Raw genomic sequence first — 20,698 nt, 5'->3', positions numbered from 1 at the left:
GTGCGCCGCAGCCCTGGCCATCGCATTGGCAGTGATATTTCGCCGGGGCACTCTGTGTTATATCAGTTTCTTCTGTTTCTCTTAATAGGAGCCCAGGTCAGCGGACTTGTCGCCCTGGGGGTCCACACCGAACTTATAGTCGTTGCCGGGCAGGATGGCGTTGAGGATCACGCCCGCCAGGGCGGCGATGGCCAGGCCGGTCAGGGTGACGTCGGCGCCGCCCACGGTGAAGGTGATGCCGCCGGTGGAGCTGAAGCCCAGGCCGCTGACGAAGATCACCGCCGCGATGATGAGGTTCCGGGACTTGGTCAGGTCCACCTTGTTTTCCACCACGTTCCGCACGCCCACCGCGGAGATCATACCGTACAGGATGAAGCTGACGCCGCCCACGATGGCGGTGGGGATGGAGTTCACCAGGGCGTCGAACTTGGGGGAGAAGGACAGGATGATGGCGTACAGGGCGGCCAGGCGGATGACCCGGGGGTCATAGACCCGGGACAGGGCCAGCACGCCGGTGTTCTCGCCGTAGGTGGTGTTGGCGGGGCCGCCGAACATACCGGCCACCATGGTGGCCAGGCCGTCGCCCAGCAGGGTGCGGTGCAGGCCGGGGTCAGCGATGAAGTTCTTGCCGGTGGTGGAGGAGATGGCGGACATGTCGCCGATGTGCTCCATCATGGCGGCGATGGCGATGGGGGCCATCACCAGGATGGCGGTCAGGTCAAACTTTGCCAGGACGAAGTGCTGCAGGCCCACGAAGTTGGCGCCGCCGACCTCGGTGAAGTCCACCTTTCCGGCGATCAGGGCCACGATGTAGCTGCCTACCACACCCAGCAGGATGGGGATGATCTTGACCATGCCCTTGCCCCAGATGTTGGCCACCACGATGATGGCGATGGCCACCAGAGCCAGCCACCAGCAGGTGGAGGCGTTGGCGATGGCGGAGCCGGACAGGTTCAGGCCGATGAGGATGATGATGGGTCCGGTGACGATGGGGGGGAAGAAGCGCATGACCTTCTGGGGACCCACCAGCTTGAACAGCAGGGCCAGGATCAGATACAGGGCGCCGGCCACCACAATGCCGCCCAGGGCGTAGGGCAGCTTTTCCTCGCCGCTCATGCCGGCGAACTTGCCCACATCCAGGCTGGCCACCGCCTCAAAGCCGCCCAGGAAGGCGAAGGAGGAGCCCAGGAAGGCGGGAACCTTCAGCTTGGTGCACAGGTGGAACAGCAGGGTGCCGAGACCGGCAAACAGCAGGGTGGTCTGGATGGACAGGGGCAGACCGTACTTGGTGACCAGGATGGGCACCAGCACGGTGGCGCCGAACATGGCGAACAGGTGCTGCAGGCCCAGCACCAGCATCCGGGGAACACCCAGCTCCCGGGCGTCGTAGATGGCGTCTTGTCCAAGGTTTTTCTTCATGTGACAGTTCCTCTCTTTCTTTTGCGCTGATCTATGTGATGTTTATTGCTGACGGAAGGGTGGATAATGGCCAAAAAAAATGACCGGTAAAAATACCGGTCAGAAGGGAAAAACGGAAATAAAAACAGCGGGAGCGGAGATTTTGCTGCGCAGAACGTTGAACTTCATCTCGATCACTCCCCTCAGAATTTTCTTGCCTATTATACGGGACCGGAGGGCAAATTGCAATGCATTCTTTTCCCAAGAAAACGGCGCATAAGCGCCGCCTTGCTTGTCTATTCTGCATAATAAAGGCCCCGCAGCAGCCGCCCGGCCATGCGGCGGCCCAGCTGCGGCAGGTCGAACCCGCCCTGATAGATGCGCCACTCGAACAGGGCTCCCCGGTGCAGCACCACCAGCTCCTCCACCACCTGATCCGGGTCGTGGGAGGGGTGGATGCTGCCCTCCTGCTGGCACAGCGTCACCAGCTCCAGCAGCACCCGGAAGTATACCCGCCCGGCGTTTTTCTGCAGCACCCGCTGCTCCGGATACCGCAGCCCGTGGATAAACGCCTTATACAGCACCGGGTCCGACACGCTGATCTCCAGGGACCGGCCCACAAAGTCCAGCAGCTTCTCCCGGGCGGGCCGGGCGGTGTCCGCCAGATATGCCTCCTCCAGCTCGCTGTATGCATCGTCCACATGGCTGGTCACCTGAATGGCCAGCTCGTCCTTGCTTTTGAAATAGTGATAGATGTTGCCCACGGAGCATCCGGCGGTCTGGGCGATCTCCTCCACGGAGACGTTTTCAAAACCCTCCCGGTCAAACAGGTCCAGGGCGGCGCTCTGGATGCGGCTGCGCATCTCCAGGGCCTGGCGTTTTCTTGCGGTCATTCTCTCGGACATAGTCGTTCCTCTTGCAAATCCTGTGATACATCTATATTATCGCTTTGAACAGGCAAAGTCAAGCCCCCGGGGCCACCGGGCGGTAAGCGCGGCGGCCCCGGGAAAAGGAGCTTTGCCTTTGCTTGGCGGACTATTCCATCTCCGCCAGGGCGGCGTTATACAGGTCGTTGCGGGGCAGACCGGTGTCCTCCGCCACCCGGCGGACGGCGTCCTTCATCCGGACCCCCTCCTGCCGCAGGCGCAGCACCTGCCGCACCCCCTGCTCCAGAGTCACCGCCGGGGCGGCGGCTTTTTCGGCTCCGGCCACCACCAGGACGTACTCCCCTCTTGGATCCTTCTCCTGATACAGCTCCACCGCCTGGGCCAGGGTAGTGCGCACCGTCTCCTCGTGGAGCTTGGTCAGCTCCCGGCACAGGGCCACGGGCCGGTCCCCCAGCACCTCCAGCATATCCGCCAGAGTGGGCCGCAGCTTGTGGGGAGCCTCGTGGAACACCATGGTCCGCTCCTCATGGGACAGCTCCTCCAGCCGGGTGCGGCGCTCCTTTTTGTTGGCGGACAAAAATCCCTCGAAGCAGAAGCGCCCGGTGGGCAGGCCCGACACCGCCAGGGCGCACACGGCGGCGCAGCAGCCGGGGATGGCCTGCACGGTGATGCCCTGCTGGCCGCACAGGCGCACCAGGTCCTCTCCGGGGTCGCTGATGGCCGGGGTGCCGGCGTCCGTCACCAGGGCGCAGCTCTCCCCGCCCAGCAGGCGCTCCGCAATGGCGGGGCCGGCGGCGGCCCGGTTGTGCTCGTGATAACTGACCAGGGGCTTCCGGATGTCAAAATGGTTCAGCAGCCGCAGGGACACCCGGGTGTCCTCGGCGGCGATAAAATCGGCCTGGGCCAAAGTCTCCACCGCCCGGGGAGACAGGTCCCCCAGGTTGCCGATGGGCGTTGCCACCAGGTATAAGGTTCCAGCCATGGTATCTTACTCCTTGTCTCGAAAATAAGCGCGGCGGACGTCCTCCGTCTCGCCGCCGTCCGGCCCCCGCAGTAGCAGAGGCGGCTCCGTCGTCAGCCCCGGCCGTCCACCCAGCCGGGTCTCCAGCAAAAACAGCGACGGCCGGGCCGCCGCCGTGTGGTGCACAAAGCGCAGGCGCTTGGGCTCCAGCCGCACCCGCCGCAGCTCCTCCAGCACGTCCGCCAGCCGGTCCGGCCGGTGCACCAGGCAGAAGCTGCCGCCCCAGGTCAGGGCCCGGGCCGCTGCGGCGCACAGCTGGGCCAGGGTGCAGTCCGTCTCCGCCCGGGCGGTGCGGCGGGCGGCGTCCGGGGCCACGGCTCCGGCCTCCGGCGGGAAATACGGTGGGTTGGACACCGCCAGCCGGAACCGTCCCGGCGGCAGCAGCCCCGGGTCCCGCAGGTCCCCCTCCAGGCACCGCAGCCGGCCCTGAAGGCCGTTTTCCTCCGCCGTCCGCCGGAACAGGGCGCAGGCCTGCGGCTGAAGCTCCACCCCGGTGACCGTCAGCTCCGGCTCCCGGGCCAGCAGCAGCAGGCTCAGAAGCCCCGTTCCGGCCCCCAGCTCGCACACGGTCATGCCCCGCCGCAGCCGGGGGAAGGCCCCCAGCAGGAACGTGTCCGTGGAGGGGCGGAACAGCCCGTCGTCGTATAGAAATGTGTACCCTCCCGGCCAGAGCCGGTCCCGGTGCTCCATGGCGTCGCCCTCCTGCGGAATTTTCTTTCAGTATAATATACTTTTTCACAGGACGCAAGGCCATCTCCGGCCCCGGGACTGTAAACCGCCACGAAAAATGAAAGTTTCCGGATATTTCCCACCGGCAGGGGGTTGCAATTTTGGATTTTCATGATACAATATGCTCATAATCTAAATGGAGGTGCTACTATGGCTTATCAGATCGGCTCTGCTTGTGTCAGCTGCGGCGCTTGCGCTGACGTCTGTCCCGTGGGTGCTATTTCCCAGGGTGACGATCGTTATGTGATCGATGCTAACGCCTGCCTGGACTGCGGTACCTGCAGTGATACCTGCCCCAACGGCGCTATCAATCCTGCTGACTAATTACATCAGTCTGAAAAAAATCCCCGGTGCCGAAGCACCGGGGATTTTTTTACCCCGCCGGGGGAGTGCCGCGCTTGGAGATGGAGCCCAGCTCAGCGGATTCAAGGTACGCGCTGACGGTGCCGTCCGCCTGCTGATACACGCTGAATAGTCCCGGCTCAAAGTTCTGGGTGGCATACGGAATGCTCCGCTGGTCCAGGGCCGTGGCATAGGGATACCGCCATTTCATCTGCCGGTGCAGATACGGCTGATCCATCATCTGCACCGGATTCTTCTCCATCGGCGGCACGGTCTCCCGCCAGTACAGCAGATAGCCCCGGATGTTTTCCCCTTTCCGGGGCAGGGACCACTCAGCAAAAAGGTACAAGCTGGCGCTGGACGGAATATCCGGCCACAGCCAGTCGGTATACTGGGCCTGTTCCTGCCGGACCAGGCTCTGCATGGGCGCGGCCATCGCGCCCTCCGGCCCGTCATACAGGATATACCCGCTGAGGGCTTCCTCCACATAGGCATCATAAGGGTAGTGGGGCACCAGCCACAGTCCGTCGGTGTCCCCGGGCCAGTCCTCCCCGTCCTCGTATTGGAAATAGGTCAGGATGGCCCAGCAGTCCGGGCCGTCGTCGCCGGGCGTCAGCAGGGCCGCCCGCCAGAACTGGATGGTCCGGCCGCTGAGGGGCTTTTTCACCGGCTCCTGCATCCACACCGTCTGGGTCACCCCGGACAGGGACAGCACGTCCTCGTCCGACAGGTCGTCCAGCAGCTCCCGGGGCAGGTTCAGCCCCTCCAGCCGGTCCCGGACGGCCTGGGCCGTCTGAGACGGCTCCTGCCGCGGCCTATAGTCCATGGGAAGCCTTTGGCCCAGGGCCTGGCCCAGCAGCACCGCCGCCAGCACCAGCACCAGATATCCCCCCGCCAGCCACCGGCCGTCCAGCCGCACCGGCGCGGCCTCCATCGCATAGCCGCAGTTGTCCAGGGCACGGGTCAGCCGGGTCAGCTGCCGCAGAATGATGATATACAGCGCCAGCAGCAGCCACACCGCCAGTCCCTGCAGGGTCTGGCCCAGCAGGCCGGTGAGGATCAGCGCCCCGTACCACAGCACCAGGGCCCCCGCCGCCTTGGCGGAGGGCTTTTCCTGCCCGGCCTTGCGGCCGATCTCCCTCATGCCCCACCACAGGCCCAGGCACACCAGCCAGAACAGGACGCTCAAGGTCCAGGCTATGGCCGCCTCCAGCCAGGGGACCAGCCGGGACAGGACGGTGCCCATAACGACGGCATAGCCCCCCCGCAGCGCCGCCAGGGTGATGGACAGCCGCCAGCAGCTGCGCAGGCAGCCGTTCTCATGCCGCAGGGTCCGGAACCCCAGCACCAGCAGGATGCTGCCCACCATGGGCAGAAGATGCTGCAGATTCCAGAAGTTCAGGGTGATGCTGGTCAGTCCGATGCCCCACAGAACGCAGCGCATGGCCTGCCGCCAGGGGGTCACCCGGGCCGCCGGCAGCTGCTCCTCCGGCAGCTGCTCCAGCAGGGTCTGCATATCCCGGTCAAAGCGGATGTCGTCCGTCACAGCAGGTCACCTCCCAACAGATTCCGCAGTCTCTGCCGCAGGCGGTACAGCCGCCCCTCGGCGGCCCGCTCCGTGATGCCCAGCTCTGCGGCGATCTGGGCGGTGGATTGGCAGTAGTAATACTTCCGGAAGAACAGCTGCTCCTCCTCCCGGCTCAGGGATTGGATGGCCATCCGGATCTGCTCCCGCCGGTCCTTTTGCAGCAGGGCCTCCTCGGCGCTGCCGTCCCCGTGGGGCATGGTCTCGTCCAGGGGCTCCTCCCTCCGCAGCCGCCTGGCCCGGTTCAGGGCCATGTTCCGGGCCAGCACCGTCAGCCACGGCACGAACTGCCCCCGCTCCGGCGCATAGTCCCCGGCCCGCTGCCACAGGCGCAGGGAGATATCCGCCAGGCACTCCTCCCGCTCCCGGGGGTCTGTCAGAATGGGTCTCAGGATATATTGCAGCAGCGGTCCGTGCCGCCGCAGCAGGGTCTGCAGGGCCGCCTGGTCCCCGGCGGCGATCTGCGCCATCAGCTGCTTGTCGTCCATGTCCGTCGCCTCCCTGTTTCTCTCTACTCTATAGTACACACCGCAGGGCCAAAACCCACGGCAATTTTTCTCACTTTTGAACACATATTAACACAAAACACCGCCTTGCGCCAGGGGGGGCGGTGTGTTATACTATTCATAACAACACACTGGGCAATTGCGCCCATTTTTCCGGAAAGAGAGAGACCATGACCACCAAAGATTACCAGACCCGCAGACCGCTGCGCATTTTCCTGTCCTATTTCCGCCCCCACCGGGGCCTGTTCCTGCTGGATATCAGCTGCGCCTTCCTGATCGCCGTCATCGACCTGGCTTTTCCCCTGATCTCCCGCACCGCCATGTACCACTGGCTGCCGGATAAGCAGTTTTCCATTTTCTTCACGGTCATGGCCCTGGTGGTGGCGGCCTTTGTCCTCCGGGCGGGGCTTTACTTCATCGTGGGCTACTGGGGCCACACCTTCGGCATCCTGGTGGAGGCGGATATCCGCCGGGACCTGTTTGCCCATATGCAGGACCTGGGCTTTGACTTTTACGATAAAAACCGCACCGGCCAGCTGATGAGCCGCCTGACCACGGACCTGTTTGAGCTGACGGAGCTGGCCCACCACGGGCCGGAGGACCTGTTCATCTCCCTGGTCACCATCATCGGCGCCCTGGCGGTGATGTTCTCCATCCAGTGGCGGCTGGCCCTGGTGGTGTGCTGCATCATCCCCGTGTTCCTGCTGGTGGTGGTGTACCGCCGCCGCCAGATGTCCCAGGCCTCCCGGGCCGCCAAGCAGAAAACCGGCGCCATCAATGCCGAGATCGAGTCCGGCCTCTCCGGCGTCCGCACCACCAAGGCCTTCGCCAACGAGGCCCAGCAGCAGCGGCGGTTCGACGGGGCCAACGAGGTGTTCAAAACCTCCAAGCGCAATTTCCACAAGGAAATGGGCTTTTTCAACGCCAGCATGGAGCTGTTCATCAGCCTGCTGTCCGTGGCGGTGATTGCCGCAGGCGGCTGGCTGATCATGAAGGATCGGCTGAACTACATCGACCTGATTACCTTCAGCCTGTATATCACCACCTTCATCAGCCCCGTCCGGAAGCTGGCCAACTTCGCCGAGATGTTCTCCAACGGCTTTGCGGGCCTGCACCGGTTTATTGAGCTGATGGCCACGGAGCCCACCATTCAGGACGCCCCCGACGCCGTGGAGCTGACGCAGGTGCAGGGCCGGGTGGCCCTGGAGAACGTGCACTTCTCCTATGACGACGGCAGCCCCGAGGTGCTCCACGGGGTGGACCTGACGGTGCAGCCCGGGGAGACGGTGGCCATCGTCGGCCCCTCCGGCGGCGGCAAGAGCACCCTGTGCCAGCTGGTCCCCCGGTTTTACGACCCCGACAGCGGCGTGGTATCCGTGGACGGGACCGACGTGCGCCGCCTGACCCAGCACTCCCTGCGCCGGGCCATCGGCATCGTCCAGCAGGACGTGTTCCTGTTTGCCGACACCATCCGGGAGAACATCCGCTACGGAAAACCCGAGGCCACCGACCAAGAGGTGGAGGAGGCCGCCCGCCGGGCGGAGCTGTATGACGACATCGCCGCCATGCCCAACGGGTTCGACACCTATGTGGGCGAGCGGGGCACCCTGCTCTCCGGCGGACAGAAGCAGCGGGTGGCCATTGCCCGGATCTTCCTGAAGGACCCGCCCATCCTGATCCTGGACGAGGCCACCTCGGCTCTGGACAGCATCACCGAGGCGAAAATTCAGCACGCCTTCGACGAGCTGAGCCGGGGCCGCACCACCCTCATCATCGCCCACCGGCTCTCCACCATCCGGGCCGCCCACCGCATCCTGGTGATCCGGGACGGCCGCATCGCCGAGCAGGGCACCCATCAGCAGCTGCTGGCGGCAAACGGGGCCTATGCCGGACTCTATCACACCCAGAATCTGGGGGAATACCATGGATAAACGGGAAATGCTGGACCGGCTGGCCGCAAACGGCGATGAGCGATTGCTGCTGGGCCGGGTCTGGGATAAATATGAACAGTGCCGCCGGAGGAATCTGCCGGAGGGGACGGGCTTTCTGTCCCCGGCGGAGCAGGCGGCGGCCCGGCGGCTGCTGAACGCCCTGTCCGTGACGGAGGGCTACGCCTTCTGGGGCGGGTACGACGGCGCCCAGCGGCGGCAGCTGTGGTTCCTGCCGGAGTGGCAGGAGGCCCCGGAGGAGGACGCCGTCCGGGTGGTCCGGGCCTCGTTTTACGAGGAGGACGCCCTGACCCACCGGGACATTCTGGGCAGTCTCATGGCCCTGGGCCTGACCCGGGAGACCCTGGGGGATATCCTGGTGTTTCCCCGCTGGGCCGACGTACTGGCCACGGCCCCGGCGGCGGAGCTGCTGCTGTCGGACTGGACGGACGCCGGACGGGTGCGGCTCCATACGGCCCCGCTGCCCCTGGCCCAGTTGACGCCGCCCCAGGAGAAAACCAAGGAGATCCGCGACACGGTGTCCTCCCTGCGGCTGGACAGCGTGCTGGCCGTTGGCTTTTCCCTGAGCCGGGGAAAGGCCGCCGAGGCGGTGACCTCCGGCCGGGTCCAGGTGAACTGGACCGACTGCCAGAAGCCGGACCGCCCGGTGGCCCAGGGCGACACCCTGACCCTGCGGGGGCTGGGGAAATGCGTCCTGGAGGAGGTCGGCCATCAGACCAAAAAGGGCAGGGTGTTCGTCACCCTGAAGCGTTATCTATAAAAGAGGGAGAGATCACATCATGGACGAAAAGAAAATCGCCCGCATCAACCAGCTGGCCGCCAAGGCGAAAACGCCGGAGGGCCTGACCCAGGAGGAACGGGAGGAGCAGCTGCGCCTGCGCCGGGAGTATATCGACTCGGTGGTGGGCAACCTGGCCCGGGAGCTGGACAATACCTATGTGGTGGATGAGCACGGCAACAAGCGCAAGCTCCGCCCGAAAGGAGAGCAGTGATGGCCTATTCCTATGACGACCGGGACCGGGAGTTCCGGCAGTCGCCTTCCCCCAGACCGCCCCGGAAAGAGGACAACGATCTGGGGTCCTGGATCCTGATCATCTTTCTGTTCATCGTGGCATGGCCGGCGGGGCTGGCGGTGCTGCTGTCGAAGGTGCTGGGGAACGACTCCCGGCGGAAAAATGCCGCTCGAAGCACCCGGTCGACTGTGTCCCGCAGTGACCCGGCCGTGTCCCGGGCAAATCCTAACCCGTCCCAGGCCCGTCCCGGGACGGCTTCCGCCGCCGGGCGGAAGGTCACCAAAACCCCCCAGTATTCCGCAAAAGCCGCCCGGAACATGAAGATCGTGGGCCTGGTGCTGCTGTTTGCGGGGCTGGTGTCCCTGGTGGAGGGCATCGGCGCTGCGACTGGCGGCCTGAGCTGGGCCCTGCTTGCCAGCCTGTTTCCCACCATGGGCCTGGCCGCCGGAGGCCTGGGCCTGCTGCTGGCCGGAGGCGTCATGACCCGCCGGGCCCGCCGCTTCGGCAAGTATCTGGCCTGTGCCCACGGGCAGGAGGCGGTGTCCCTGAAAAAGCTGGCGGTGGCGGCGGACGTGTCCTCCCGGAAGGTGGAAAACGACCTGGAGATCATGATCGAAAAGGGCCTGTGGGGCGAAAATGCCTATCTGGACCTGGGAAGCGATATGCTGTTCCGGTCCCCGGAGGCGGCGGACGCCTTCTTCGGAAAAAAGAAGCAGGAGCAGGAGGTCCAGGAGCCACCCCAGGCGGAGCAGGGCTATTCCGGCGTCCTGCGGGACATCCGCCGGGCCAACGACCGCATCGCCGACCCCGTTCTCAGCCAGAAAATTGACCGGCTGGAGGAGGTGGCGGGGAAAATCTTCCGCATCATCGAGAAGGAGCCCGCCAAAAAGGCCAAGGCCAGCACCTTCCTGAATTACTATCTGCCCACCACCCAGAAGCTGCTGGACTCCTATGCCGAGTTTGAGGAGGCAGGCGTCAGCGGCGAGAATCTGAACCAGGCCAAGGCCAAAATTCAGAGCACCATGGACAGCATCGTGGCGGGGTTCGAGCGGCAGCTGGATGAGCTGTACCGGGCCGACGCCATGGACATCGACAGCGACATCCGGGTCATGGAGACCATGCTCCGCCGGGACAGCGCCACCGTGGCCGACGATTTCGGCCTGGGCGGCAGCACGGCGGTGCAGCAGGAGGAAGAATAAAGACGGAAATAAGGAGGAAAAGCCCCATGAAGCGCGTTTTTGCCCTGATTTTGGCCCTGTGCATGACTTGCGCCCTGTTTGCCTGCGGAAAGAAGCAGACGGAGGTGGCCCCCGGCGGAGATAGTTCCACGGTGACCCCCGGGGCCACGGACCCGGGAAGCGGCCCGGCGGAAAATCCCGGCGGCAGTACCGGTGTGCCCGGCGGTGCAGGCAGTACCGGAAATGCCGGAAACGGCGGAAATACCACCGGCAGTACCGGCAGCGGCTGGGCCGGCACCCGGGTGGCGGTGATCTATTTCTCCTGCACCGGCAACACCCGGACGGCGGCGGAGCGCATCCGGGACATGACCGGGGCGGACCTGTATGAGCTGACCCCGGAGCAGCCCTACACCAGCCAGGACCTGAGCTATAACAACGATGCCTGCCGGGCCAGCCAGGAGCAGAAGGACCCCGCCGCCCGGCCCCGGATTGCGGGCCAGCCCCTGGACCTGTCCCAGTATGGCACCATCTATCTGGGCTATCCCATCTGGTGGGGCACCGCGCCCCGGATCATCAACACCTTCCTGGACAGCTATGACCTGACCGGGAAAACCATCCGGCCCTTCTGCACCAGCGGCAGCAGCGGCATCGAGACGTCGGTGGCGGATATCCGGGCGGCTGCGCCCGGGGTGGACGTAACGGCGGGCCTGCGCATCGCCGACCCCGACGGCAGTGATGTGAAGGCCTGGGCGCTGGGTTAATAAACAAGAGGAGTCCGGCGCGTGCCGGGCTCCTTTAACCTATAAAAAAACCGCCTGCCGGAACCCCGGCGGGCGGGCTGCTGCAATGTCAGGACAGGCTTTTGAAAAGCTCCTCCAGGTCGGACTGCCGGTAGATCACGGCTTCCTGGTTCTGATTGGCCTGGACCACGGCGTTCGACAGAACGGGCTCGTGGGCCGCGCAGGCGGTTGCAGACAGCAGCAGGACCGCCGCTAAAAGCGCGGATAGAAATTTTTTCATGCTCGTTACCTCCTTTCGTGCGATTCGTGAAAAGATCATTTCGATAGTCCCCCCCCCCGCCCGCTGTGGCTACAGCGGGCGGGGCGTTCATTTATTCGGCGGGATTGATTTTTATTCCAGATGTTTGCTGGCCCTTTGGTACCCCACACAGTTTACACCGGTTATTCGTACCATAGGTGCATTTCCCAGTGCTTTTTATACCCCCACAAGCCGTGCAGTAACATTTATGCCAATTGGCAGAATTGGCATCTGTCTGATAAAACGAGTATCCAAAGGAATGGGTTGAATGGTCACCCGTAATCACCCTTGCACCCCATTTGTCGGAATCTGTTAATCCTGTTGACGTCCAGTTATTGTAATCACCGTACATGAGTTTTCCTCTATTTTTGGTTTCGTGAAGATCAATTAATCCGATGGCATGACCAAACTCATGTGCCATAATTATGTCATTTATGGATGATACGCGGACTGTGTTTATCTGAATTTCCCATGATACCAAATGACCAGAAACGGTTCTTGGATTATCAAAACGTGCTATAGCGGAGCCTTGTGTACCTGGATATGTGCAAATCCTTCCAGCGCCGGTTCCGTCGGTTTTATTTGTTATGGTGACGGTTCCACTCCACATCTTCGCGCCATTGTTGACCGCGCTTTTACATGCGGGTGTCAGATACTGATTATAACTATCAAAGGAGTATGTCAGTGCAGTACCATTCGTGTGACAGTTTGCATCGACATTCCAACCAACATCTTCGCCACCTCTGACAGCCCCAGGATGAGCATGTGCAAACGGACAAAATAAGGTTATCAATACAAGTGCCAGAACAAAAGAAATCCCTGGCCGCAAAAATGATCTGTTCACGGTGAACCTTCCTCTCTTTATGTATAATCGGCGGACAGGCGCGCGAAATAGTCCTCCAGGTCGGTCAGACGATAGAGGTCGCCGGAGGACGCAACCGGCCGGTCCGGGTCGGCCTGGGAGGGCGCAATGGCAGCCAGAACCGGGTCCTGCTTTGTCAGATTGTCCCTGATCTGAAGGAGCTGCTCCTGCCCCGGGTGCGCAACGGCCGGGCAATCGGTGGGCTGATTGATCTGGCTCCATTCGGTCATCACGCCCAGGGCGTCCAGAACGTAAGACATGCCGCTGTCGTCCTGAGTCACATACATCACCGTGGAATACGTGCTTATCAGCTCATAGGCGTCCGGATACTCCACCAGGTCGTAGGTATCCCGGTACATGGACACGTCGTATTTGATCAGGAACAGCAGCAGCTGATTGCCATAGGTGAATACGGGATAATTTCGGTAGGTCCAGGTGGAGCAGCCCTCCTGGGCCAGGACAAACTCATGGGGGATATCCCCCTTGTACACTTTTTGGACCGTTGTCCGGAAAAAGGTTCGCCCGGTGATCAGCTCCTCCTCCAGCCAATCCCCCACCGTAACAAGGGCAACCACCTCTGCGGCGTCATAGGCCTCCGACAGGGAGTAGGTGCGGGGAAGCATTCCTTGGGCCTCTCCCTCCCCCCACCGGCTGGGGGGCAGAACGGGCTCGTGGGCCGCGCAGGCGGTTGCAGACAGCAGCAGGACCGCCGCTAAAAGCGCGGATAGAAATTTTTTCATGCTCGTTACCTCCTGATCTGATTTTGACCGTATGGGCTGCGGCAGGCGCACAGACGGAATACGGCGCAGCCGTCTATGCACCCGGGGAAAGCGTTTGGGTACACCTTGCCCAAACTACACGGGCTCCATGGGCGGAATTACCTGCAAAATTGAATGATTCGATACGCATAAAACGCGCCCTTTCCATAAAACATACTATTTTACAATTATACCGTTAAATTATATATAACATATTCGCGAGGGAAAGTCAACGTTTTCTCTGAATTGCGGAAACGGAAAAACGGTTTTCCGCAAAGACGGCGGAGACTGGAAATCCCCAGGGAAGTGTGGTAAAATAGCAGAAAAAGCGTGGAAAGGGTATGTGCGATGCGTATACTGGTTTTATCCGATTCCCATGGGTGCGTGGAGCCTATGGAGCAGTGCGTGGAGCGGGTGCAGCCCCAGGTGATCCTGCATCTGGGGGACTGCGTGCGGGACGCCCAGCGGCTGGAGGAGCGGTATCCGGATATCCCGCTGCTGGGGGTGCCCGGCAACTGCGACTATGGCGGCCTGGACCAGCCGGAGCGGCTGACGGAGCTGGGCGGGGTGCGGATCCTGATGATGCACGGCCACACCCGGCGCGTGAAGTCCGGCCCCATGGCGGCCATGTACGCCGCCCGGGAGTGCGGGGCGGACATCCTGCTGTTCGGCCACACCCACCAGCCGGTGGTGGACCGCAGCGGCGATTTCTGGGTGATGAATCCCGGGTGCATCGGCCCCAGCGTCCGGCGGACCTATGGGGTCATCACCTTAGAGGACGGGAAGGTGGACTGCGCCGCCTTCCGCCTGTGAGAGGAGGCGGCGGACATGGGACTGCGGCTTTCGGCGGCGGGCATTTTCCTGCTGGGGGCGGCGGGTCTGCTGCTGCACTCCACCCTGCTGGAGACGGGACACATCCGGCCGGGGATGTTCTGCTTTTACACCAATCTCAGCAATCTGCTGGTGCTGGTGTATGAGCTGGCCCTGGCGGCGGTGCCGGAGGGGGCGGTGCGGCGGCTGCTGACCGGCAGCGGCGTGGCCCTGGCCATGACGCTGTGCATCTATGTGACGCACCTGATCTATCACTTTGTGCTGGTGCCGGACGCCAGGCGCCGGGGGAAGAAATTCGCCGACTTCGGCGGCAGCTTCGGGAACCTGTGCGTCCACTATGGGACGCCGTGGCTGGTGGTGGGACAGTGGCTTCTGTGGGGGAACAAGGCGGGGCTGACCGCGGCCTCCGCCGCCCGGTGGCTGGTGCTGCCCCTGGCGTACTTCGTGTATGCCATGCTGCGGGCCAGGACGGGGCGGCCCATCGGCCACACGAAGCTGCTGTACCCCTACCCCTTCATGGACCCGGAGAAGCTGGGGGTGAAAAAATTCTGCCTCAGCGTCGCGGCGGTGCTGGTGGGGTTCTTCCTGCTGGGCTGCCTGTTCGTGGCCCTGGGGCGGTGGATGGGATAAAGCAAAAAATGCGCCCCCGGGGCGCGTTTTTGACAAGCTGACAGGACCTCCTGCTGCGGCAGGAGGTCCTGTTTTATAGGGGTCACAGCCACACGGTCCGGCGGCACAGGGCGTCCAGGGCCTCCAGGGCCCGGTCCACCTGACCGGGGGTGTTGTAAGGCCCGAAGGAGAAGCGGATGGCCCCGGTGGGGAAGGTGCCCAGGGTCCTGTGGGCGTTGGGGGCGCAGTGGAGCCCCACCCGCACCTGGATGCCGAACTCCCGGCCCAGGGCGTCGGCCACAAAGGCCGGGTCCGTGTTCTCCGGCACCACCGGCACCACGGCGGCCCGGTTTTCCGCCCCGGCCAGACCCACCAGCCGCAGATTGGGGATGGACGCCGCCCCCCGGAGGAACCGGTCCGTCAGGGCCTGCTCATGGGCCCGGATGGCGTCGATGCCGGTTTCCTCCAGCCAGGTCAGGGCCGCGTGAAGGCCCATGATCCCCGGCAGGTTCAGGGTCCCGGCCTCGAACCGGTCCGGCAGGAAGGACGGCACCTCCTCGGAGTGGCTGGCGCTGCCGGTGCCGCCGGACAGCAGCGGCTCCAGCTGCGCGGCCAGCTCCGGCCGCAGCAGGAAGCCCCCGGTGCCCTGGGGACCCATCAGCCCCTTGTGGCCGGTGAAGGCCAGGGCGTCCGCCCCCATGGCCTCCATGTCGATGGGGAAGGCCCCGGCGGTCTGGGCGGTGTCCAGCAGGAACAGCAGGCCGTTTTCCCGGCAGAAGGCCCCCACCTCCGCCGCCGGAAGCAGGGTGCCGCAGACGTTGCTGGCGTGGAGCATCACCACCGCCCGGGTGTTCTCCCGCAGCAGGCCGGGAAGGCGCTCCGTCATCAGCGTGCCGTCCGGGCGGCAGGGGATCCGGTCGAAGGTGACGCCCCGGCGGGTCAATTGGGTCAGGGGACGCATGACGGCGTTGTGCTCCATGGCGGACACCAGCACATGGTCCCCGGGCCGCAGCAGGCCCTTCAGCAGGACGTTCAGGCTTTCGGTGATGTTCTTGGTGAACGCCACGCATCGGCTGTCCGGCCCGTGGAACAGGCGGCACAGCTGCTGGCGGGTGCGCAGCACCGTCTCCTCCGCCTGATACGCCCCCTCATAGCCGCCCCGGCCGATGTTGCAGCCGCAGCCGGTGACATAGTCGAACATGGCCTGGGCCACCTGGGGCGGCTTGGGGAAGCTGGTGCTGGCGTTGTCCAGATAAATCGGCTCCATATGGGTCCCTCCCGAAACGATACGTTGTATTTTCAAAAAAATAATGGTAGACATAAACTATTATTATATGATACAATGTCTGTTGGAATTTTTCAAGAGAGAGGTATTTTTCCAAATGAACATCAAACGTGAGCGCCTGCATATTGTCATTGCGGGCCTGATCATCGGCGTCATTGCGTCGCTGCTGGTCTTTTTCGGCAACCCTGCCAATATGGGCTTCTGCATCGCCTGCTTCCTGCGGGATACCGCAGGCGGTCTGGGCCTGCACCGGGCCGCCGCCGTGCAGTATATCCGGCCGGAGATCATCGGCCTGGTGCTGGGCAGCTTCGGCATCGCCCTGTTCAAGGGTGAGTTCTCCGCCAAGGGCGGCAGCGCGCCCCTGACCCGCTTCGTGCTGGGCTTTTTCGTGATGATCGGCTGCCTGATGTTCCTGGGCTGCCCCTTCCGCATGATCCTGCGCCTGGCCGGCGGCGACCTGAACGCTCTGCTGGGCGGGCTTGGCTTCGTGCTGGGCATTCTGGCGGGCGTGTTCTTCCTGAAGAAGGGCTATTCCCTGAAGCGCTCCTATTCCATGGCCAGGCTGGAGGGCTTCCTGTTCCCGGCCATCCAGGTGGTGGTGTTTATCCTGCTGGTGGCGGCTCCCGCCTTCATCTACTTCACCGAGGCCGGCGGCGGCCCCGGTGCCAAGCACGCTGCCGTGCTCATCAGCCTGGCGGCGGGCCTGATCGTGGGCGCTCTGGCCCAGCGGACCCGCCTGTGCATGGTGGGCGGCATCCGTGACGTGGTGCTGTTCCGGGAGCCCAAGCTGCTGATGGGCTTCGGCGCCATCCTGATCAGCGCCCTGGTGTGCAACCTGATCCTCACCGGCGCCACCGACGGCGCCTATTTCCACCTGGCCTTTGAGGGCCAGCCCATCGCCCATACCGACGGCCTGTGGAACTGCCTGGGCATGGTGCTGGTGGGCTTTGGCTGCGTGCTGCTGGGCGGCTGCCCCCTGCGCCAGCTGGTGCTCTCCGGCGAGGGCAGCTCCGACAGCGCCGTGACGGTGCTGGGCCTGATCGTGGGCGCTGCCTTTGCCCATAACTTCGGCCTGGCCTCCAGCGCGGAGGGCCCCACCGCCAACGGCAAGATCGCCGTGGTCATCGGTCTGGCCGCGGCAGCCGCCATCGGCTGCCTGAACACCTTCCGGAAGAAAGCATAAGGAGGAGACAACATGAAAGTCATCGACGCACGGGGGCTGTCCTGCCCCGAGCCCGTGGTGCTGCTGCGGGCGGCTATGCAGAGCGGCGAGGCCGCCTATCAGATCCTGGTGGACAACCACGCCTCCCGGGAGAACACCACCCGCTATGCCCAGCACCAGGGCTATCAGGTCCAGGTGCAGGAAAACGGCGGCGAATGGACGCTGACCTTTACCAAATGACCTATTTCGCAACGTTTTTTTCTCACTTCGGCGCCATGCGGTATCAGCAGCTGTGCCGGGAGCAGGGGATCGAGTGCCGGGTGATGTCGGTGCCCCGGAATCTCAGCAGCAGCTGCGGCACCTGCGTGCGGTGTGAGGGGCGGTGGCTGGAGCCCCAGGGCGAGGCCGCCGGAGACGTGGAGCGCATTGCCGCCTGGGACGGGCGGAGCTATACGCCGGTTTATCAACGGACGGAGGAATGACCATGGAAACGGAAGTGAAGCTGACCAAGCTGGCCTCCTGCGCCGGATGCGGGGCCAAGATGGGGGCCGGGACCCTGGTGAAGCTGCTGGATGGGTTCCGGACCCATTCGGACCCCCGGCTGCTGGTGGGGTACGACAAATCCGACGACGCCAGCGTGTATCTGCTGGACGAGAACACGGCCCTGGTGCAGACCACGGACTTTTTCCCACCCATTGTGGACGATCCCTTCCTGTATGGACAGATCGCCGCGGCCAACGCCATCAGCGACGTGTATGCCATGGGCGGGGAGCCGAAGCTGGCCCTGAACATCCTGTGCCTGCCGGAGTCCATGACCCGGGAGATGGTCCAGGAGCTGCTGCGGGGCGGATACGACAAGGCCTATGAGGCCGGGGCCATCATCACCGGGGGACACACCATCCACGGCGCGGAGCCGATTTACGGCCTGGCCGTGTCCGGCTTCGTGCACCCCAAGCGGGTGCTGACCAACAGCGGCGCAAAGCCCGGGGACGTCCTGCTGCTGACCAAGCCTTTGGGCGTGGGCGTGCTGACCACTGCCGCCAAGGCGGGGCTGGCGGAGCCTGCGGTGATGGACCGGATCTATCGCCAGATGGCCGCCCTGAACCGGACCGCCCGGGATATCATGGTGAAATACCGGGTCCACAGCTGCACCGACGTGACGGGCTTTGCCCTGCTGGGCCACGGCTTCGAGATGGCCCAGGGCAGCGGCTGCACCGTGCACATCCAGAGCGGCAACGTGCCCTTCCACCCGGAGGCCTGGGACCTGGCCGCCATGGGCCTGATCCCCGCCGGGGCCTACCGCAACCGGGATTACGCCGAAAAGGGCGTCACCGTCCGGGGGAACGTCAGCCGCACCATGCAGGACCTGCTGTATGATCCCCAGACCAGCGGCGGCCTGCTGATGGCGGTGGACCCCGCCGACGCGGAGGCCTGCCTGCGGGAGCTGCGGGACAGCATCCCCGCCGCGGCCCAGGTGGGCTACGTCACCGGAAAGGACGAAAACTGGCTGATTCTGGAATAAACGAACCCCCTCCGGCATGGCCGGAGGGGGTTGTGTTATATCAGAGGGTTCGCGGCATGGTTATTGGAGCAGCCACGGCATATAGCGCTTTAGGTACTTGAGGTTGAATGCCCTGGATTCCTCCGCGAAGTCCGTCAAGGGCTGTAGACTCCCCTTGGCCAGGCAGTCCTAGGCTACGAAGGCCGTCATGGGTTTCCATACCCGCCAATAGTCCCGTTTCAGCTTTTCCGGAGGGACATCCTGATCATAGTCACGTTTATTGATATAGGTTGAATTTTTCAGAGCAGCCCATGTCATGGCCTCATCGCCGATTTCATACCGAAGGCAGGGACGCTCCGGACGATCGACCTCAGCGGGAGATACTTTCAGGATGTCTGCCGGTGTCCGCACTTCGTTCAGGGCGTTAAGAGCACATTCCATCTGCCAGTAGAGGTCCTGAGATTTCATCCAAACCGCTGTGCCGCCATAGGGACCCGCCACACGACACATTTCCGGATCGCCAAGCTTGTACCTTCCGAGCATGTCACAAAAATAACCGGCAATGTAGCCCCGTATATTGGACTGGCGATAGTTGCACCATAGGTATTCTGACAGCGTTTGTGCGTAATACTCCACCCGCAGGTCTATGGTCAGATACTCGTAAAATAAAGCGATCTGGAGGATATTTCCATCTACCAGGCGCAGCCACTCTGTATGGTCCTTATAGGGATGGAACCCGTTATCCCACATTTTCTGCGCGAAGGTGCGCTGGACCAGCGCATCAATTTGCGGTATGTTTTTTCGTGACATCTGCTTTCCTCCTATATCTTCCCAGCGGTAAAAACTCACCCATCGCGGCTTAAAGCCCGGATAAGAAATCTTTTTGTCTTTGAGCCGATTTCGTGCTCGCCCTCAAAATAAGCCAGGTTGGCCTCATTGAAAACCATCAGCGCAGGGCCGTTTCCAATGGTCGATTGGATCGCATCCTCAACGGGAGCGTAGGTCCCGTCGATGGATTCTTCGATTGAAATCACATAGCACAACCTGCCGCACCCCTGTCTTTTCAGCTCCGAACGGATATCACTTCCGGGAGAGAACTCCTGGCGGCCGGTGCGCCTGAAAAACGACTCGTCCAGCTTCCAGATGTATGAATGCCTTTTTGATGATTGCAGAGCGTATAAAGCGCGGTCCTGGCGCGCCTTTGAGAAGTACCTCCGTACAATTTCCTTTTCCACAGCCGCGTCCATGCCAAAGCCCCCTTTTACAATGATCAGGTGTATGCTGTTTCTATTTCAGCAGCCACGGCATATAGCGCTTTAGGTACTTGAGGTTGAACTCCCTGGATTCCTCCGCGAAGTCCGTCAAGGGCTGTAGACTCCCCGTGGCCAGGCAGTCCTGGGCTACGAAGGCCGTCATGGGTTTCCATACCCGCCAATAGTCCCGTTTCAGCTTTTCCGGAGGAACATCTCCCTGAAAGTAATAGGAAGTAGGGCACTTGACATTCTCCAAGGCTTTCCACACGCCATCCATATCACCAGCATCATACCAAAGGCAAGGCCGCCTATGAAAAACGAGTTCTCTTTCATGGGGATAAGATAGAATATCCTGGGCCGTATGGATCGTGTTCAATGTTTCAATAGTGTACTGCAACTGCATATTTAAATCATTATTTGTGCATATATAACGACAGTTCTCATCATATTGTGCACTGGCATTCCGATAAAAATTTAACGAATAGGATGTCATGTCTGTCTGGTTGCGATAATTGCACCACATGTACTCTGACAGAGTCTGGGAGTAAAAGAGAATTTCTGGCAGTGTATATCCAGAACAAAGGATGATCTGCATGACATTTCTATTCACCACGCGAACCCATTCAGTGAAGTCGCGAAGGGCAAAAAAACCGTTAGCTTCCAATGTATCCTTCCAGTGCAGTGCCATGAAAATATTCATTTCCTTCAAATACGGATTTCTCATACATGTATCTCCCTTCAAATTCATTCACTGCGCTATGGGAAGAATGAAATTATCAGAAAATTCCAAT

At 62.5% G+C, this 20,698-nt stretch carries 25 protein-coding genes; 12 read left to right on the top strand and 13 right to left on the bottom strand.

All coding sequences use genetic code 11. The annotated features are described in order from the left end of the window. Nucleotides 1-81: 81 nt before the first annotated feature. The 4 genes from LKD37_RS10905 to LKD37_RS10890 form a co-directional block, all read right to left on the bottom strand. Complete coding sequence (locus tag LKD37_RS10905) at nt 82-1,419, bottom strand: uracil-xanthine permease family protein (RefSeq protein ID WP_022177659.1); 1,338 nt, start codon at nt 1,417-1,419, stop codon at nt 82-84. Nucleotides 1,420-1,694: 275 nt separating this feature from the next. Continuing rightward, nucleotides 1,695-2,303 (bottom strand): TetR/AcrR family transcriptional regulator, encoded by a 609-nt coding sequence (locus tag LKD37_RS10900; protein WP_302929237.1) that lies wholly within the window; start codon nt 2,301-2,303, stop codon nt 1,695-1,697. A gap of 130 nt (nt 2,304-2,433) precedes the next feature. Next, nucleotides 2,434-3,267, bottom strand: coding sequence for a 16S rRNA (cytidine(1402)-2'-O)-methyltransferase (gene rsmI / locus LKD37_RS10895; protein ID WP_302929236.1), 834 nt, complete (start codon nt 3,265-3,267; stop codon nt 2,434-2,436). Nucleotides 3,268-3,273: 6 nt separating this feature from the next. Next, on the bottom strand, nt 3,274-3,996 hold the full coding sequence (locus LKD37_RS10890; RefSeq protein ID WP_302929235.1) for a tRNA1(Val) (adenine(37)-N6)-methyltransferase: 723 nt from the start codon (nt 3,994-3,996) through the stop codon (nt 3,274-3,276). 189 nt (nt 3,997-4,185) lie between these two features. Here LKD37_RS10890 and fdxA point away from each other — a divergent pair, with 189 nt between their 5' ends. Further along, on the top strand, nt 4,186-4,359 hold the full coding sequence (fdxA, locus tag LKD37_RS10885) for a 4Fe-4S ferredoxin (RefSeq protein ID WP_022178240.1): 174 nt from the start codon (nt 4,186-4,188) through the stop codon (nt 4,357-4,359). 49 nt (nt 4,360-4,408) lie between these two features. Here the strand turns inward: fdxA and LKD37_RS10880 are convergent, their stop codons facing one another. Both LKD37_RS10880 and LKD37_RS10875 read right to left on the bottom strand, forming a co-directional pair. Further along, nucleotides 4,409-5,923: a hypothetical protein gene (locus LKD37_RS10880; RefSeq protein WP_302929234.1), complete on the bottom strand. Its 1,515-nt coding sequence runs from the start codon at nt 5,921-5,923 to the stop codon at nt 4,409-4,411. Further along, nucleotides 5,920-6,450: an RNA polymerase sigma factor gene (locus tag LKD37_RS10875; RefSeq protein ID WP_302929233.1), complete on the bottom strand. Its 531-nt coding sequence runs from the start codon at nt 6,448-6,450 to the stop codon at nt 5,920-5,922. The genes LKD37_RS10880 and LKD37_RS10875 overlap by 4 nt, the downstream gene beginning before the upstream one ends. Nucleotides 6,451-6,638: 188 nt before the next feature. Here LKD37_RS10875 and LKD37_RS10870 point away from each other — a divergent pair, with 188 nt between their 5' ends. The 5 genes from LKD37_RS10870 to LKD37_RS10850 are packed head-to-tail and all read left to right on the top strand — an operon-like array spanning nt 6,639 to nt 11,369. After that, nucleotides 6,639-8,399, top strand: a complete 1,761-nt coding sequence (locus tag LKD37_RS10870; protein ID WP_302929232.1) for an ABC transporter ATP-binding protein — start codon at nt 6,639-6,641, stop codon at nt 8,397-8,399. Then, complete coding sequence (locus LKD37_RS10865; protein WP_302929231.1) at nt 8,392-9,177, top strand: YlmH family RNA-binding protein; 786 nt, start codon at nt 8,392-8,394, stop codon at nt 9,175-9,177. Before LKD37_RS10870 ends, LKD37_RS10865 begins: the two co-directional genes overlap by 8 nt. Nucleotides 9,178-9,196: 19 nt before the next feature. Next, a complete protein-coding gene (locus LKD37_RS10860) occupies nt 9,197-9,409 on the top strand; it encodes a DUF896 domain-containing protein (RefSeq protein ID WP_302929230.1) in 213 nt (70 codons plus the stop codon). Continuing rightward, nucleotides 9,409-10,629, top strand: coding sequence for a 5-bromo-4-chloroindolyl phosphate hydrolysis family protein (locus LKD37_RS10855; RefSeq protein WP_302929229.1), 1,221 nt, complete (start codon nt 9,409-9,411; stop codon nt 10,627-10,629). Before LKD37_RS10860 ends, LKD37_RS10855 begins: the two co-directional genes overlap by 1 nt. Nucleotides 10,630-10,655: 26 nt before the next feature. Continuing rightward, complete coding sequence (locus LKD37_RS10850; protein WP_302929228.1) at nt 10,656-11,369, top strand: flavodoxin; 714 nt, start codon at nt 10,656-10,658, stop codon at nt 11,367-11,369. An 88-nt stretch (nt 11,370-11,457) separates the two neighbouring features. Here the strand turns inward: LKD37_RS10850 and LKD37_RS10845 are convergent, their stop codons facing one another. From LKD37_RS10845 to LKD37_RS10835, 3 genes are all read right to left on the bottom strand, one after another. Continuing rightward, on the bottom strand, nt 11,458-11,628 hold the full coding sequence (locus LKD37_RS10845; RefSeq protein WP_302929227.1) for a hypothetical protein: 171 nt from the start codon (nt 11,626-11,628) through the stop codon (nt 11,458-11,460). A 91-nt stretch (nt 11,629-11,719) separates the two neighbouring features. Next, entirely contained in the window at nt 11,720-12,490 is a 771-nt protein-coding gene (locus LKD37_RS10840) for a hypothetical protein (protein ID WP_302929226.1), read from the bottom strand. A gap of 17 nt (nt 12,491-12,507) precedes the next feature. Continuing rightward, nucleotides 12,508-13,248 carry a hypothetical protein gene (locus LKD37_RS10835; RefSeq protein ID WP_302929225.1) on the bottom strand — a complete coding sequence of 247 codons (741 nt, stop codon included), beginning with the start codon at nt 13,246-13,248 and terminating at the stop codon, nt 12,508-12,510. Between the two features lie 366 nt (nt 13,249-13,614). Here LKD37_RS10835 and LKD37_RS10830 point away from each other — a divergent pair, with 366 nt between their 5' ends. Together LKD37_RS10830 and LKD37_RS10825 are read left to right on the top strand one after the other, a co-directional pair. Then, nucleotides 13,615-14,079, top strand: coding sequence for a metallophosphoesterase (locus tag LKD37_RS10830; protein ID WP_302929224.1), 465 nt, complete (start codon nt 13,615-13,617; stop codon nt 14,077-14,079). 15 nt (nt 14,080-14,094) lie between these two features. After that, nucleotides 14,095-14,727, top strand: coding sequence for a Pr6Pr family membrane protein (locus LKD37_RS10825; protein ID WP_302929223.1), 633 nt, complete (start codon nt 14,095-14,097; stop codon nt 14,725-14,727). A gap of 82 nt (nt 14,728-14,809) precedes the next feature. On the opposite strand, the gene LKD37_RS10820 is transcribed toward LKD37_RS10825, so the two are convergent. Then, nucleotides 14,810-15,973 (bottom strand): aminotransferase class V-fold PLP-dependent enzyme, encoded by a 1,164-nt coding sequence (locus tag LKD37_RS10820; RefSeq protein WP_302929222.1) that lies wholly within the window; start codon nt 15,971-15,973, stop codon nt 14,810-14,812. A 115-nt stretch (nt 15,974-16,088) separates the two neighbouring features. On the opposite strand from LKD37_RS10820, the gene yedE reads away from it, so the two are divergent. Genes yedE through selD form a run of 4 tightly spaced genes read left to right on the top strand, consistent with a single transcriptional unit; the run spans nt 16,089 to nt 18,675 of the window. After that, a complete protein-coding gene (yedE, locus tag LKD37_RS10815; protein ID WP_302929221.1) occupies nt 16,089-17,174 on the top strand; it encodes a YedE family putative selenium transporter in 1,086 nt (361 codons plus the stop codon). A gap of 12 nt (nt 17,175-17,186) precedes the next feature. After that, nucleotides 17,187-17,393, top strand: a complete 207-nt coding sequence (locus LKD37_RS10810) for a sulfurtransferase TusA family protein (protein ID WP_302929220.1) — start codon at nt 17,187-17,189, stop codon at nt 17,391-17,393. Then, nucleotides 17,390-17,635, top strand: coding sequence for a putative Se/S carrier protein (locus tag LKD37_RS10805; protein WP_302929219.1), 246 nt, complete (start codon nt 17,390-17,392; stop codon nt 17,633-17,635). The genes LKD37_RS10810 and LKD37_RS10805 overlap by 4 nt, the downstream gene beginning before the upstream one ends. A 2-nt stretch (nt 17,636-17,637) precedes the next feature. Beyond that, nucleotides 17,638-18,675 (top strand): selenide, water dikinase SelD, encoded by a 1,038-nt coding sequence (gene selD, locus LKD37_RS10800; RefSeq protein WP_302929218.1) that lies wholly within the window; start codon nt 17,638-17,640, stop codon nt 18,673-18,675. A gap of 168 nt (nt 18,676-18,843) precedes the next feature. On the opposite strand, the gene LKD37_RS10795 is transcribed toward selD, so the two are convergent. Genes LKD37_RS10795 through LKD37_RS10785 form a run of 3 tightly spaced genes read right to left on the bottom strand, consistent with a single transcriptional unit; the run spans nt 18,844 to nt 20,631 of the window. After that, nucleotides 18,844-19,464, bottom strand: coding sequence for a hypothetical protein (locus LKD37_RS10795; RefSeq protein WP_302929217.1), 621 nt, complete (start codon nt 19,462-19,464; stop codon nt 18,844-18,846). 35 nt (nt 19,465-19,499) lie between these two features. Then, nucleotides 19,500-19,901, bottom strand: a complete 402-nt coding sequence (locus LKD37_RS10790; RefSeq protein ID WP_302929216.1) for a hypothetical protein — start codon at nt 19,899-19,901, stop codon at nt 19,500-19,502. A gap of 40 nt (nt 19,902-19,941) precedes the next feature. Continuing rightward, entirely contained in the window at nt 19,942-20,631 is a 690-nt protein-coding gene (locus tag LKD37_RS10785) for a hypothetical protein (protein WP_302929215.1), read from the bottom strand. Nucleotides 20,632-20,698 lie beyond the last annotated feature (67 nt).

The sequence above is a fragment of the Brotocaccenecus cirricatena genome, assembly GCF_020687045.1.
Lineage (GTDB): Bacteria > Bacillota > Clostridia > Oscillospirales > Oscillospiraceae > Vescimonas > Vescimonas cirricatena.
Note: the sequence above shows the minus strand (reverse complement) of the source record. Positions and strands in the feature narration are given on the sequence as shown.